The following is a 14,514-nucleotide window of genomic DNA, read 5'->3' as shown; positions in this document are numbered from 1 at the left end:
GTGGACGGAGTCCTTCAGGGTTTCTTTGTGGTCGGTGTTGTGCTGCTCATTGGCTACATCCTTGGCAGAACCAAGACGTTGGGTCCCGAGGGCAGCAAAGTCCTCTCCACGCTGACGTTCATGGTGGGGCTGCCCTGCCTGATGTTTTCGGCGATTGCCTCGCGCCACATTTCAGATGTCCTCAGCGCCACCGGCCTGATTTCCGTAGTCACGGCGGTGGCGGTCATGCTCGTGTTTACCGTGGCGGGCCTCATTGGCCGCTGGGGTGTCCGGCGGACCACCATTGGCGCGCTGTCCGTGGGAATCGTGAACTCCACCAATCTGGGCGTTCCTCTGTCCCTTTACATCCTCGGCAGCGCCACCTACGTCACGCCCATCATGCTGTTTCAATTGGCCATCGTCACGCCCATTGCCCTGACCATCCTGGACCTCACGGATCCGGCGGGCAAACACGTCTCCATCTGGCGCGTGCTGTCCATCCCCTTCCGCAACCCGGTCACAGTTGCCGCGATTCTTGGGATCGTGGTGAGTGCCTTGGGGATTGAACTGCCCCGCCTGGTTCTGGATCCGTTGGCGCTGGTTGCCCAGTTGGCTGTCCCCCTGATGCTGATCATCTTCGGCATGTCCCTTCACGGATTGTCAGTGCGCCCCGGCATCGGAGACCGCGTCCCCACCACTATTGCCGTCATTCTTAAGTCGGCAGTCCAGCCTGTGCTCGCATGGATCCTGGCCGCCTTCGTCTTCCACCTGGACCCCTTCAGCACATTCGTGGTCACGGCGTGTGCCATCCTTCCCACCGGCCAGAACGTGGTCCTCTATGCTGTCCGCTACGGCGTGGGCCAAGGGATTGCCCAGTCAACGGCGGTGTTCACCAGCATCTTGGCCATACCGCTGCTGCTGGGGGCGGCCTGGCTGTTCGGCTAGGCCCAACAGCTGTCCATCTGGCTGGGCCTCCAACACCAACTTTGAAACATGACGGAGCTCGACATGCCGTCAGTCGCGGCGTGTCGGAGTGGTTTCAGATCCAAAGTGGGTGGTGGCGGCACGCAGTGGGAAGCCAGCCACCGCTTAAGGCTCGACGGCGGCACTCGGGTGAGTGCCGCCGTCGAGCTCTCCCGTGCGGGCGGTGAGAGAGCCTTCCCCGAAACCGTTCCGGCGGTGAGAGAGCGTCCGGTGGAAGCTGTAGTTAGGTGGGAGGGGGTTACGCGGTGACTGCCAGGGCGTCGATCTCCACCAGCATGACCTCGTGGGGCAGGTCCACGAAGACGGTGGTGCGGCTCGGCAGCTGGCCGCTGGGCACGTTCTCGCGGATGAACTCGCCGTAGACCTCGTTCATTGCGGCGAAGTCGTCGCGGGTGGTGAGGTAGACGCGGAACATGAGGACGTCTTCAACGGAGGAGCCGCCGGCTTCCAGGATGGCCTTCACGTTTTCCAGCGTGCGACGGGTCTGGACGCGGACGTCGCCGTCGCCGATGTATTGGTTGGTGGCGGGGTCCATGGGTCCCTGGCCGGAAACCTGGAACATGCCACCCTTTTTGATGCCCTGCGAGAATACGTGCGCCGGGGCGGGGGCGTTTTCGGTCAGTACTACGGTCTTTTCACTCATGCTGAGTTCCTTTCGTGGCTGATCCAGCCGAGGTCGTTGGAGATGGACTCGGTGCTGGCTTTGAGGTCGGGCAGCAGCTCAAGCAAGCCTTCATAGCTGAGCATCACTACCGGTACCGAGCAAGAGGCTGCTGCTACAACGGTGCCGCTGGCGTCGCGGATGGGGGTCGCGATGCAGTGCACGAAGGCTTCGTGCTCGGCGTTGTCGTGGGCCCAGCCCTGTTCCTTGACCTGCTCGAGTTCGGCCAGGAGGGCCTCCGGCGAGGTCAGGGTGTTCTCGGTAACTTTGATGTAGTCCAGCCCCGCCGCGATCTTTTCCTGCCGGCTGCGCGGCATATCGGCGAGGAGGACCTTGGACACAGCGGCCGAGTGCAGCGATGCAGTCAGGCCGATGCGCGAGTACATGCGGACGGGGTGGTGCGACTCGAACTTGTCGATGTACACCACCTCGCTCCCTTCGAAGGCGGCAAGGTGCACAGTGTGCCCGGTGCGGCCGTTCAAGTCGGCCAAATGCGGGTGGGCCACCTTGCGGATGTCCCGTTGTTCCAGTGCCAGCGAGGACAGTTCGAACAGCTTTGAGCCGAGCATGAACCGCTGGTCCTCGTCGCGCACCACAAAACGCTTCTCCTCCATGGCGTGCAGAAGCCGCATCACGGTGGTCTTGTGCACCGCGGCCTTGGACGCGAGCTCGTCCAGCGTTGCGGGTTTGGCGGCGAGTTCGCCGAGCAGGTCGATGGCCCGCATGAGGCTCTGGCTCACAGTGTCACGCTCCGGTTCTGGTGTTGAATTGTCCGTCTTCAACATGAATAGCAGCCCAGGCGTCATCCGAAGAATCCAGGATGGCTGCAAGCTCGGCGGCATCGGGCAGCGGGCCGCGGTCGCCGTGAACAGTGAGGGTGCACGCTGCTGCCACATGTCCGCGGCGGAGGCTTTCTTTCTGGCCGAGGCCGAACAGCATGCCGCTGAGGTAACCGGCGGCGAACGAGTCACCCGCGCCAACAGGCTCGACGACGGCGACGGACAGGGCGGACACCTCTTCCCGGGTGCCACTTGAGTCAGCCGTGCCGCGTGTCAGCGCAATGGCGCTGATGGCCTCGTTCTTGATGACCAGAACCTCGGGATCCGGCATCATCCGGCGGAGTTCGGCTTCGTCGGTGGTGCCGAAGGCGTGCTCGGCTTCGTCTTTTCCAACGAGTACGACGTCGGCCAGGTTCGCCAGGCGCTGCAGGACGGAACGGTCCTGGCCTGCCCATAAGGCTTCGCGCCAGTTGACGTCGAAGCTGATGGTCCGGCCGTTCCGCGGTGCGGTCAGGATGGCCTCCAGCAATGACAGGCACTCGGGGGAGAGGGCAGCGGTGATCCCGCTCAGATGAATCAGCGCAGCATTCTCCAGCAAGGAGGAAACGGCCGGATTGGCGAGCGTGGCCCGTCCCATGGCCGACGCCGCTGAGCCTTGCCGGTAGTACAGAACTGAACTGCCGCCGTCGGGGTCTGCTTCCTGGGCGGGGACCTTCACGTAAAGGCCCGTGGGCAGGGAATCGTCAACCTCGACGCCGGACACGCCGACGCCGTGGTCCCGGAGGTCGTGGAGGATGCGCGTGCCGAAGCCATCGCGGCCCACCCGGCTGACCCAGTGGGTGTCCAGCCCCATGGCCGCCAGGCCCATGGCGACGTTTGATTCTGCGCCGCCGATTCCGAAGTGGAGCTCGGTGGCAAGGTGCAGGGGAACGGCATGGACAGGGGTAAGCATGGCCATGGTTTCGCCAACGCATACAGCTGAAAGCATCGTTCTCCCGCACTCATCGTTGCGCTTCCCAGCGCCTTTGGTGGGCCACGAATTCTGGGCGATTCGCGGCAGATTGGGAGGCTCTGCGGGTATGCCGCGGCCTTGACTCTCAATCCGCCACCATGTTAGACATATCACCAGCAGGTTTGCAACCAGCGTTGCAAAATACGCAACGCTAAGGGAAAACCTCCCCAAACAACCCCACAACGCAGCTCCAAAAACGCAGCACCGCGAAGGGAATGAACGCGTGAACACTTCCGAAGCCATTTCGGGGACCGCCGTGGCCGGCCTCGCAGACCGCAGGCTCGACTGGCGGCACAAGGCCGTGCCGGCAACCGACAACGGGACAACCCACGCGGACTTCCTCGCCGCCAAGCACACGTTGGCCGACCTCCAGACGCCGCTGCTGACACTCGACGCTTCAGCGCTCGCAACCAACGCCGATCGCCTCGCCAGGTGGTGCACGGAACGCGGAGTCCTCCTCGCGCCGCACGGCAAGACCACCATGTCGCCGCAGCTCTGGACCGAGCAGCTCAACCGGGGCGCCTGGGGCATCACGCTGGCCAACTTCGCGCAGCTCCGGGTTGCCCGGGAGTTCGGGGTCCGGAACCTGCAGCTGGCCAACAGCCTCACGGATCCGCAGGCGATCCAGTGGGTAGCCGGCCAGCCCGCCGGGACCACCATCCTGTCCTGGATCGACTCCCTGGGAACCGTGGATGTCATCGACCGGACCCTCGCCGGCAGTGGGGCCGTGCTGGACGTCCTGGTGGAGCTCGGTGCCCATGGCGGCCGGACCGGCGCCCGTGGCGTCGAAGCCGCCATGGACGTGGCCCGCGCGATTTCGTCCTCCCCGAACCTCCGCCTGGTAGGCGTCAGTGGGTACGAAGGCTCGCTCGCGCACACAGCGGACGACGCCGGCCTGGCCGCCGTCCGTGGCTACCTCGCCCGGATGGGGCTGCTTCATGAGCAGTTGCTCACCGAAGGGCTGTACGGCTCCAGCGAGGTGATCCTCACCGCGGGGGGAAGCGCCTACTTTGACGATGTTGTCACCGTCTTGTCGCCGTACATCGGAAAAACAGGAGCGGCCGGTGAGACTGGGTCCGATTCCGTATCTGTGGACCTCATGATCCGCAGTGGGGCGTACATCATCCACGACGACGGTTTCTACCGCGGAATCTCGCCGTTTTCCCGTGAAGGCAATCAGCCGTTCAGCGCTGGAATGTACGGCTGGGCACGCGTCGTTTCGCAGACGGAACCCGGCCTGGCCATCCTCGACGCCGGCAAGCGTGACCTCCCGTTCGACGAAGGCCTGCCCGAACCGCAGCTCATCGGCCCAACACTGGGCGGAGCCATGGACCCCTTGGTGGGCGCCGAAATCACCTCGGTCAATGACCAGCACAGCTTCATGACCTACGACGCCAACACCACCACGGTGAACCCCGGCGACGTCGTCCGGCTGGGCCTGTCCCACCCGTGCACCGCCTTCGATAAATGGACCGTCATCCCGGTCCTCGCGGATACCGCCGGCGACCAGACCGTCGTGGACCTCATCCATACCTTCTTCTAGGACCCATGCCATGAAGACACTCATCAGCAACGCCACCCTGGTGGACGGAACCGGATCCGACCGCCACCCCGCGGATGTCCTGCTGGACGGTGCGGTGATTGCCGCCGTCGTCGACGCCGGGACCCTCACCGCAGCGGAAACCGGTGCCGACCGCGTCATCGACGCCACGGGACTTGTCCTGAGTCCCGGGTTCGTCGACATGCACGCGCACTCGGACCTGCAACTTCTGGTCAACAGGGACCACTACGCCAAGCTCAGCCAGGGCGTCACCACGGAATTGCTCGGCCAGGACGGATTGTCCTACGCGCCGGTGGACGATGCGACGTTGGCCGGTGTCCGGGAGAAGATCGCCGGCTGGAACGACAACCCGGCCGATTTCGACTGGAACTGGCGGACCGTGGGCGAGTACCTCGACCGCCTCGACGCAGAACACGACGGTGGCCGCATCGCCACCAACGCCGCGTACCTCGTCCCACAGGGAACCGTCCGGGCCATGGTGATGGGCTTCGCCGAAGGCGACCCCACGCCGGAGCAACAGCAGCAGATGCAGGACGTCATCCGCGCGGCGATGGAGGAGGGCGCCGTGGGAATGTCCTCGGGCCTGACTTACACGCCGGGCATGTACGCCCAAACCGAGGAACTTGCCGGGCTCTGCCGGACGGTGGGGGAGTTGGGCGGCTTCTACGCACCGCATCACCGCTCCTACGGCAAGGGAGCGCTTGGTGCCTACGCCGAGATGATCGGGCTGAGCCGCGACACCGCCTGCGCACTGCACCTGTCGCATGCCACCATGAACTTCGCTGAGAACAAGGGCCGCGCCGGGGAACTCCTGAACCTGATCGACTCCGCCCTCGATGAAGGCGTGGACATCACCCTGGACACCTACCCATACCTCCCGGGAGCCACCACTCTTGCGGCGATCCTGCCGAGCTGGGCCTCCTCCGGCGGCACGGAAGCCACTCTCGCGCGCCTGGCAGATCCTGAAACCCGCGCGAAGATCCGTGAAGCCGTGGAGGTCTACGGCTCCGATGGCTGCCACGGCGTAGTGGCCGAGTGGGACACCCTGGAAATCAGCGGCGTCCAGAACCCGGCGCTCGCGGGTCACGTGGGAAAGACCATCAGGGACATTGCTGCGGAAACCCAGCAAGAGCCCTTCGACGTTTTCGCGCGCATCCTCACCGAAGACCGCCTCGGAACCGGAATCCTGCAGCACGTAGGCCATGAAGAAAACGTGCAGGCCATCATGAAGCACCGGACCCACACCGGCGGCAGCGACGGACTCCTGGTCGGCGCCAAGCCACATCCCCGGGCCTGGGGCACGTTCCCGCGCTACCTCGGCCACTACTCCCGCGACCTCGGACTGCTCAGCCTCGAGGAAACGGTCCACCATCTCAGCGGCCGTCCTGCCGCACGGCTCAAGCTCCACAACAGGGGGCTGGTCCGCGAAGGCTACGCGGCCGACGTCGTGCTCTTCGATCCCGAAACCATCCGCGACGAAGCCACTTTTGAGAACCCCCGCCAAGCCGCCAGCGGTATCCAGTACGTCTTCGTCAACGGCGCGGCAGCGATCGACGCCGGCCAACCCACCGGCGCACGCGCCGGCCGCGCCCTGCGCCGCAGCAGCGACGGCCTCACCAGAGAAGGACAACAATGACCCCTGAACAGTTCCTCCAGCAGCTCGAAGCCGACCGTACCCTCGCGGTTGTCCGCGCCCCGTCCATCACCGACGCCGCGGATCTCTGCCGGGCACTGGCCGACGGCGGCATCCGCAGTGTCGAGCTGACGTTCACCACCCCGGATGTTCTCAAGCACGTACAGCGTGCGGCGGAGACGGCAGCGGAGCATGGTGCCGCCGTCGGAATCGGCACGGTGATGACAGCGGACCAAGCCCGCGCGGCGATCGACGCAGGTGCGCAGTTCCTGGTGACCCCCGGCCTCAGGCCGGAGGTTGCCGCCGTTGCCGTGGCTGCGGGGATCCCGTTCAGCCTCGGCGCCATGACCCCCACCGAGGTGGCGCAGGCCCTGGACCTGGGCTCGGCCGCCGTCAAGATTTTCCCCGCCCGGCAGCTCGGCCCGGCGTATCTGAAGGACCTGCAGGGCCCGTACCCGGGCATCCGCTTGCTGCCTTCGGGAGGCATCGACGCCTCCAACGCCAAGAGCTACCTCGACGCCGGTGCTGCCGCAGTCTGCTGCGGCACCAGCGTAGTCCCGCCCGCAGCAGTTGCAGCAGGCGACTGGGCAGACATTGCGGCACGTGCCGCCGCCTTCACCGGCACCCTCAAGTAGGACTCACCCAGAAAGAAACGCCCATGAATGAATTCCTTGACTGGCTGCGGCACGATACTGCCGGGCTGCTCCTCCTTGCAGGTGCAGGCATTGCCCTTCTGCTGTTCCTGATCATCAAGGTCAAACTTGAGCCGTTCATCGCCCTGGTGGGAACCGGTGTGATCGTTGCCCTGGTGGGCGGGATCTCCGTGGAGGCCCTGGTGGGCTCAGCCACCAAGAGCAGCGACGCCCTGATTGAGAAGGGTTTCGCCGGCATCCTGGGCCACATCACCGTGATCATCGGCCTCGGCACCGTTCTTGGCGCCATCCTTGAGCGGTCCGGCGGCGCTGAAGTGCTGTTGGGGAAGCTGGTGAAGATCTTCGGCGAAAAGGGCACCCCGCTGGCCATGGGTATCACCGGCTTCGTGCTGGGTATTCCGGTGTTCTTCGATATCGGCATCTTCGTCCTGGCGCCGCTGGTCTACGTTGCTGCGATCCGTGGTGGCAAGTCCTTGGCCCTCTACGCGCTGCCCTTGCTCGCCGGCCTCTCCGTGACCCACGCCTTCCTGCCGCCGCACCCCGGACCGGTTGCGGCCGCTGGACTGTTCGGCGTGGACCTTGGATGGATCATCCTCATGGGCCTCATCTGCGGCATTCCGGCCTGGTTCGCTTCGGGCATCCTGTGGGGCACGTACATCGGCAAGCGCGTGATGGTTTCCGTGCCGGAGGACCGGATTGTTCCGGAATCTGATCAGGCCAAGGGCAACGAGCCGTCCATTGGACTTGTCCTCCTGGCCATCGGCTTGCCCATGATCCTCATCCTCGGCGGCACGTTCGGCAACATCTTTGCCCCTGCGGGCACGTTCCGGGACATCCTCCAGTTCTTCGGCAACCCGGCCATCGCGTTGACCGTGGCCGTGCTGCTGGCCATGTGGCTCCTGGGCATCCGACGCGGCATGACCTCGGCCGAGCTCAGCGAAATCACGGGCTCTTCGCTGCGTCCCGTGGGCATGATCCTGCTGGTTGTCGGTGCCGGCGCCTTCTTCGGCGCGGTCCTCTCGGCCACCGGCGTGGGCAAGGCCGTTGCGGATTCGTTGTCCCAGGCAGGCCTGCCGATCATCCTCTCCGCCTTCGTGATCAGCGCCGGCATGCGCATCGCGCAGGGTTCGGCCACCGTGGCGATCGTGACCACCGGCGGCATCCTGGCTCCCAGCTTGGCCTCCGGGTACTCGCAGCCGCAGCTCGCGTTGATCGTGGTGGCCATTTCCTCGGGCTCCATCATTGCCAGCCACGTGAACGACGGCGGCTTCTGGATCATTTCCAAGTACTTCAACATGTCCGTCAAGGACACCCTGAAGACCTGGACCGTGCTGGAAACGGTGCTCTCCATCGTGGGCTTCGGGATGGCGGCCCTGCTGTACACCTTCGTCAGGTGACGTTCCGGCACCCAACCCAGGCGCCGGCGTCGTGCCCGTCCGTTTGAGCCTGAACCGCTGCCACCCACGATGAAATCGAAACGGCCCCGACACGCCTTGGAAAAGGTGTGTCGGGGCCGTTGTCGCGTCAAAGAAGGTGGTGGCGGTACATGTGGGCAGGCCGCTTAAAGCAAAGAGCTCCGGAGTGCGTTATTGGGGGATACGCACTCCGGAGCGGTCTTTGAGCAGGGGCTTTGGCCGACCTGCAGTAATTACTCTACGTTGCGGGGAACCCCTTTGCCACCACCTTGAATAAGTACTTTCGCTTTAGTTTTTATGGGCACCGTCAGGCCTCTTTTTCCGGGGCACGATCAGTACGGGACGGCGCTGGTGATGGCTGAGCCACGCCGCCACCGAACCATTCAAGGCCTCCGAAATCCGATGCCCCAAACCCGGCTCCGGCGTCCCAACGATGATCATTGAGGCGTTGATATCCGCGGCGAGCCTGCCCAAGGCCCGGGCCGGATCGCCGGCCAGCAGACGCAAGGTCCAATCAGCCGTGCCGCCGTCCATCGCCTCTGCGATAACCCTGCCAAGATCGCCGCGCACGGCCTCGACGTCGGCATCGTCCTTCTCGGGATGAAGCGACATGCGGTGTGTCTCCCGGGATGGGTCCCACTCCACGAGGTAGCTGGCCTCGTCCACGTACGCGCACACCAACGGCACGCCGAGCCGCTCGGCCAAGGTCCGGGCAGTTTGGAGGACCTCCACATGCTGGTCCGGCAGAACCCCTACAACCAAGGGAATCGGTCCGCTGAAATTTTCCGCAGCCATACCCTTATTGTTGCGCCGGGGCGATCCAATGAACAGGCTGTTTGGGGGCTACTGCGGGTTAGCTTTCAGAGGGCCTGTTCCACGTGAGGCGCACTGTGAAATTGGAGCCCGTGCTCGCCGATGCAATGAACGCGCCCGCCTCCGCATGAAGGTCGATGCCGAATTCCACACTCACCTCATCCGGACGGTTCTCCAGGCTAAGGAGCTCATCGATGACCCCCTGAACCGCTGGGCGCACATGCGCCAACGCCCGCTCGAAGGTCTGCTGGGCCCGCGCGAAAATGCCGGAATGATCCCCTGCATGATCGCCGCCCCTGGTCACCAGGCTCCCCGCAGCGCTCGCGACCTCCACAACAACCGTGCCGCCGTCGTCGGTAGTGAACTCAACCAGCCTGCTCATGGCGCGGTCCCCGCTTCAGCAACCGGACGAAGCCTGCGGGCAGTGACCATGATTCCAATGCCCACCGAGCAAAGCAGCAGCAAATGCAGGAGCAATGGCAGCGCCTGCGTCATATACCAGCTCTCCATGAACACGCCTTTCCCTTGAATCCAGATGATGGGCTGCAGCACAGGGGGCAGCAGCAAGAACCATGCGAGAGTCCGTTGTGCCGGATTCCGGAGTGCCAGGACGCCCGCCCACAGCCCAAAAACGCACAGGATAAAGCTGGACACGACTGCGGTTACCTCAACCGTGTAGTTGAGGCCGGCCAAGCCAAAAGCGGCCTGGGAAACCACAACGCCCGCCATGGCCAACCTTCCTTGGGCTGATCGCTCCGGGAGGCCCGCGACGGCCAACAGCAGGAACCCGATAGGAGCCAACAGCCCATAAAGGACCCGAAGAACGATGTCGCCGCCGTTGTCCTGCCAGAACTCGACGTCGAACCACATGAAGAACACCGCGAAGCACGCTCCCACGCCGCCTGCAACAGCCAGCGCGGCGCCGCCCCACGCCAACGGCGTCCACAGCAGCGGCTCCGGCCCGCCTCCGGGGTCGGGTGCTGAAACGCCAGCGCCCGACGCCGGGACGCCGTCGGGTGCCTCAGCTTTGGTTTCGTCAGGGGCTGGGTCAGGTGCCGGACGTTCTTCGGTGCCGGTAGTTGGGGCGGGGTTCGCGCCAGTCCCAGGGCCGGGACTTTGGTCCGCGGCGACGGTGTGTGCCGGCGTCGGTTTCCGCAGTGGCCGCAACGGAGAATCGGCCGCTGTGTAGGAGCCATGTGGTGTCTCATCTTCAGTGGCCCCGGCAACCACAGGCACCTCAGCCGGGGGTGGCTCCTTGGGCCTGGCCTTCTCGATTTCTGCCCGCGCTGCCGTGGCGAGTCCGTCGGGATCCGTTGCGCCGGCGTCCACGGCCGCCAACTCTTCCGACACGTCCAGCACCGCCTCCCACGAGCCGAGGGACGAGTGATAGCGCAGCTCGCCCTGCAGATCGGAGATGCGTTGCCGCCGTTCGGAGTCCTGCCTCCGGGCTGCGGCTTCTGGGTACGCGGGGTCGTCCTGGACCACGGCGAAGCCATCTGCCGCGGCCAACCAATCGCCCGCTTCTTCAGCTTCGAGAGCTTCGCGGTACGTCCGGGCCAGCTCAAGCCGGTGCCGCGCGTTGTCCTTCAAGGCTGTGGCGTCGCGATATCCGGGTTCCAGTGTCAGGAGGTCTTCGAACAGCTCTACGGCCTGCTCGAAGCGCCGTGCCCGCAGTTCCGCCGATGCCTGAACATACAACGCACGCAGTTGGGCGCGTTTCATGGCCTGCGCAGCACCGCTTCCGGAACCACCGGCAAATCCCGGTGGGATTGCCGCCTGACCGCCCACCGGGGTGACCGCCGTCGAACCCGCAGCCTGGCCACCCGCTGATGTTGCCGCCGTCGTGCCGGTAGCAAAACCAGTGCCCGCAACCGAGCCTGTCCCGTCAACGAAACCGGGCGCGCGGGGCGTTCCCTTCAAGGTGAACAGTTGGGTGGAGCCGCCGCGGACGTAGAGGGCAGGGGTGACCCACTCCAGGGTGCCGTCCGGGCTGGCCATGACCGAGATCCTGCCGATCCGTGCTGCCTCGTCCACTGTGCGGCCGTTTGCGATGGCGGCGTAGAAACCGTGGGCGAAGGCGATTGCGGCGTAGTCGCTGATGGCGAACTGCATTGCTGCCACGGCTCCGATGCCGCTCCGGACCAAGGCCGACGCGGTGCCTGAGAAGAGGTCTGACTGCCCCATTTCGCCGGAGGAACACGAGTTCAGCACCACCAACCGGGGACGGGGTGCGGCGACGCTGAGCAGGGCCATGAGTCGGACGGCACGGACCATCGCGGCCCTGCCATCCGGCCCCACCAGCGCTATCCGGCCTTCGTCGGTACGGGAGTCGTAGTCGCCGTGTCCCACGAAATGGACCACATGCCAGGGGCCGGCGAGCAGCATGGACTGCACGTCATCCCAAGTGCCGCTCTTTGCCCAAACCAGCTCCACCCGGCCTTCGGACACCGGACCGGCAAGAGCCCGGCCCAAGTGGTCCTTCTCCGCGTCGACGTCCAAAGTGGGCAGGTCCCGGGGTGAGGCCACGATCCCGAGGATGCGCAACGGAGGCGCCACATCCAAGGGGTTCAGGTTGTAATCGGGGGCGGGGACGTGCCGGAGCAGGGGCTCGGTCTGGCAGAGGTACGTTTCGGTTTCCGGGTCGAACAGGGTCTCCCAAGGCATGGTGGCCAGTTCCGGGGCTGCCAGTCTCAGGACAACCCTCAGTTGCTGGCCGGCGTGTTGCGCCGCACCCAGGCTTGCCCGGTACGTGCCGTAGACCTCGCGAGTGAACAGCGCCTGGAACAGCTCCTGGCCAACCTCGCGGACGGCCATCTCGGCCACGGGCATGGTCCTGCGGGCGGCAACAGCGGAAGCAAGTACTGTGGCCTCCAGTTGGGGGAGCCGGTCCAGGATGCCGTCCACGTCAAGGGTGAATGCCCCCGAAGCGTGGCCTCCCGCCGGGGCACGGACTACGTGCACCGTATATTCGCCGCGTGCGGAGCCGGTATCAATTTCCAGCTCGATGTCACAGTCCATCGCGGATCCCTTGTGCAGAGGGCAATCCGCCGCACATCCAGTGAGCCGGGAGTGCCCCTAGGAATAGATTGGCCCTAAGCCCGCCCCGCCACAAGAGCCCGTAGGCCGGGACCCTTGTAGACGCAACTGCCCCGGCCTACGGTTAATTCGAAGGAAGGCGGTCTGCGATGGAAATTTACATGTGGTGGCTCGATCTGCACTTGGACAGCAAGGAATGGCTGCGCGAAAACCTGCGTGCCGACGAACTTCCGCTGCAAGTACTGCAGCATATTGCCGAAGCCGGCGGACCCCACCGGGACAAGGTCAGCGGTGTGCTGACCGTCGCCGATTGGGACTTCATTGAGACGCAGTCGGAGTTCGTGGACTGACGAGGCTGCTTAGCCGGCCGGCTTCCATCCCAGGGCCGGTCCCAGCTTGCCCGCGATGTCGGTGAGGATCTGTACATAGTCCTCCTGGTCAAAGCTGAAGGGCAGCGCGAAGGCAACCTCGTCGACTTCCTGGAATCCCTGATGGGCGTAGAGCTGCTCGGCGATGTCATCGCTGGTACCGATGATGTCCTGGGCGAACATCATGCGCTTCGGTCCTTGGGGCGTGCGTGTGCGTGGTGTGCGTTCGTCCACGTACCGCTGGTACTTCTGCCGCTGGGCCGGTGATGCCGAATCCGTGGGAATTACCACCAGCCCCTGCGATACCCGGGCAGTGTTCCCTGCCAGGGCGGGGGCCGCGCGGTAAGCGCGGATCTGTGACTGTTGGACCCCGGCGAAATCCGGCTCCTGGTCCTTGTCGGGGAAGATGACGCTGCTGGAGAGCAGATTGAAGCCGTTTTCTCCGGCCCACACGGCCGATTTCATGCTTGCCGCCCCATACCAAAGCCGTGAACGAAGCCCGGCGGAGTGCGGCTCCACGCGGTTGGAGAATTCCTCCACTACGCCTTGCTTCCCGGAGAAGTCCCGCACTTTTTCGCCGGCTATCAGACGGGCAAGCCGGTCCACCCGTGCGTAGCTGAAGTCCTCCACGTCAGCGGTGTCCGGATAGAGCTCATGTTTCACAGTGTCGAAGTTCATGGGTTCGCCGACGCTCAGCCCCGGGTTGATCCGCCCACCGGAGAGCAGGTCCACGGTGGCCAGATCTTCGGCCAGCCGCAAGGGGTTTTCCCAACCCAACGGCGTCACGGCGGTGCCGAGCTCAATCCTGGAGGTGCGCTGGCTTGCCGCGGCCATGACCGCAACAGGTGAGGAGATCCCGAACTGCAGGTGGCGGTGCCGCAGCCAGGCGCTGTCGAACCCCAGCCGCTCGCCGAGTTCGATGATCTCCAACGTCGATTGGTGCCCGGCGGCCGGGTCAGCTGGATCGAACAGGCCGATAGTGAGGAAACCAAGCTTGCGCAGGGGGTGTTCGGGGATGGGCATGGGCTTCCTTCACGGTCGGGCGGCGGCTACTGCCCAGAATAGGCTGCGGTCCCGGGGGCGACGGCGGGACGTTACCTTTTGTGATGGAGGACTGCTTCTGGTGCCAGAACTACGCGCAGCTGGCGGCCGGGCGGGTTGCCGCGACGATGACCTGGGCGGCAGTGTCCGGGCGCAGTGACGGGCTTTCCGGAGCCTGGGCTGCGACCCGCGCAGGCCGCTGCTTGGCCCGCATCCGGAGAAGAGCCACTGCCGAGATCAGGAACCAGGCGACATTCGTCACGACGGAGGGCCAGGCTCCATGGAGCGTGCCATTGACGATGAACGCGCATGAACCAAAAAGATTGACCGTCTGGAAGGTGCTGCCCGCCTGCAACCAGCCCAGTGACACTCCCATGTAGCCGCCGAGCATTGCCACTGCGCCGGCCCAGCCGGTGATTTCGAACAGCATTTCCATGGGAGTCCTTTCATGATTTTGGGCACTCGGATGAAGCCGGCGGGCGGCGTGTGGTCCGGAGTGGAGGCTTGATTCGGTAGTCGGTGTTGGGCGACGGAATCGTGCTTTTGAGTCAATATTGAGTGAGTAAGCCGTTTAGTTCA

General features: G+C 64.9%; 14 protein-coding genes. 6 read left to right on the top strand and 8 right to left on the bottom strand.

The window, feature by feature from the left end; all coding sequences use genetic code 11:
- Complete coding sequence (locus J3D46_RS03670) at positions 1–924, top strand: AEC family transporter (RefSeq protein WP_231342896.1); 924 nt, start codon at positions 1–3, stop codon at positions 922–924.
- Between the two features lie 277 nt (positions 925–1,201).
- On the opposite strand, the gene J3D46_RS03665 is transcribed toward J3D46_RS03670, so the two are convergent.
- Genes J3D46_RS03665 through J3D46_RS03655 form a run of 3 tightly spaced genes read right to left on the bottom strand, consistent with a single transcriptional unit; the run spans position 1,202 to position 3,391 of the window.
- Complete coding sequence (locus tag J3D46_RS03665; protein WP_231342843.1) at positions 1,202–1,606, bottom strand: RidA family protein; 405 nt, start codon at positions 1,604–1,606, stop codon at positions 1,202–1,204.
- Positions 1,603–2,409: an IclR family transcriptional regulator gene (locus J3D46_RS03660; protein WP_308102750.1), complete on the bottom strand. Its 807-nt coding sequence runs from the start codon at positions 2,407–2,409 to the stop codon at positions 1,603–1,605. Before J3D46_RS03660 ends, J3D46_RS03665 begins: the two co-directional genes overlap by 4 nt.
- On the bottom strand, positions 2,369–3,391 hold the full coding sequence (locus J3D46_RS03655) for a sugar kinase (protein ID WP_231342839.1): 1,023 nt from the start codon (positions 3,389–3,391) through the stop codon (positions 2,369–2,371). Before J3D46_RS03655 ends, J3D46_RS03660 begins: the two co-directional genes overlap by 41 nt.
- Before the next feature lie 247 nt (positions 3,392–3,638).
- Between J3D46_RS03655 and J3D46_RS03650 the strand changes: the two genes are divergently transcribed.
- The 4 genes from J3D46_RS03650 to J3D46_RS03635 are packed head-to-tail and all read left to right on the top strand — an operon-like array spanning position 3,639 to position 8,659.
- Complete coding sequence (locus tag J3D46_RS03650; RefSeq protein ID WP_231342838.1) at positions 3,639–4,958, top strand: alanine racemase; 1,320 nt, start codon at positions 3,639–3,641, stop codon at positions 4,956–4,958.
- A 10-nt stretch (positions 4,959–4,968) separates the two neighbouring features.
- Complete coding sequence (locus J3D46_RS03645) at positions 4,969–6,612, top strand: amidohydrolase family protein (protein ID WP_231342837.1); 1,644 nt, start codon at positions 4,969–4,971, stop codon at positions 6,610–6,612.
- On the top strand, positions 6,609–7,244 hold the full coding sequence (locus tag J3D46_RS03640) for a bifunctional 4-hydroxy-2-oxoglutarate aldolase/2-dehydro-3-deoxy-phosphogluconate aldolase (RefSeq protein WP_159707966.1): 636 nt from the start codon (positions 6,609–6,611) through the stop codon (positions 7,242–7,244). The genes J3D46_RS03645 and J3D46_RS03640 overlap by 4 nt, the downstream gene beginning before the upstream one ends.
- 23 nt (positions 7,245–7,267) lie before the next feature.
- Positions 7,268–8,659 (top strand): GntP family permease, encoded by a 1,392-nt coding sequence (locus tag J3D46_RS03635; protein ID WP_231342835.1) that lies wholly within the window; start codon positions 7,268–7,270, stop codon positions 8,657–8,659.
- Between the two features lie 306 nt (positions 8,660–8,965).
- Here the strand turns inward: J3D46_RS03635 and J3D46_RS03630 are convergent, their stop codons facing one another.
- From J3D46_RS03630 to J3D46_RS03620, 3 genes are read right to left on the bottom strand one after another with little or no spacing between them, the layout of a single operon-like run.
- Positions 8,966–9,472, bottom strand: coding sequence for a universal stress protein (locus J3D46_RS03630; protein ID WP_231342833.1), 507 nt, complete (start codon positions 9,470–9,472; stop codon positions 8,966–8,968).
- Between the two features lie 58 nt (positions 9,473–9,530).
- Positions 9,531–9,872: a CU044_2847 family protein gene (locus J3D46_RS03625; protein WP_231342830.1), complete on the bottom strand. Its 342-nt coding sequence runs from the start codon at positions 9,870–9,872 to the stop codon at positions 9,531–9,533.
- Entirely contained in the window at positions 9,869–12,508 is a 2,640-nt protein-coding gene (locus tag J3D46_RS03620) for a CHAT domain-containing protein (RefSeq protein WP_231342828.1), read from the bottom strand. The genes J3D46_RS03625 and J3D46_RS03620 overlap by 4 nt, the downstream gene beginning before the upstream one ends.
- 167 nt (positions 12,509–12,675) lie before the next feature.
- Here J3D46_RS03620 and J3D46_RS03615 point away from each other — a divergent pair, with 167 nt between their 5' ends.
- Positions 12,676–12,876, top strand: a complete 201-nt coding sequence (locus tag J3D46_RS03615) for a hypothetical protein (protein ID WP_231342827.1) — start codon at positions 12,676–12,678, stop codon at positions 12,874–12,876.
- 9 nt (positions 12,877–12,885) lie between these two features.
- On the opposite strand, the gene J3D46_RS03610 is transcribed toward J3D46_RS03615, so the two are convergent.
- Positions 12,886–13,917 (bottom strand): LLM class flavin-dependent oxidoreductase, encoded by a 1,032-nt coding sequence (locus tag J3D46_RS03610; protein WP_231342826.1) that lies wholly within the window; start codon positions 13,915–13,917, stop codon positions 12,886–12,888.
- Between the two features lie 109 nt (positions 13,918–14,026).
- Positions 14,027–14,371, bottom strand: coding sequence for a YgjV family protein (locus tag J3D46_RS03605; RefSeq protein WP_231342825.1), 345 nt, complete (start codon positions 14,369–14,371; stop codon positions 14,027–14,029).
- Positions 14,372–14,514: the final 143 nt, after the last annotated feature.

Origin of the sequence: Paenarthrobacter sp. A20 (assembly GCF_024168825.1) — a bacterium.
Classification (GTDB): domain Bacteria; phylum Actinomycetota; class Actinomycetes; order Actinomycetales; family Micrococcaceae; genus Arthrobacter.
This window is presented reverse-complemented; position numbering and strand designations above follow the sequence as displayed.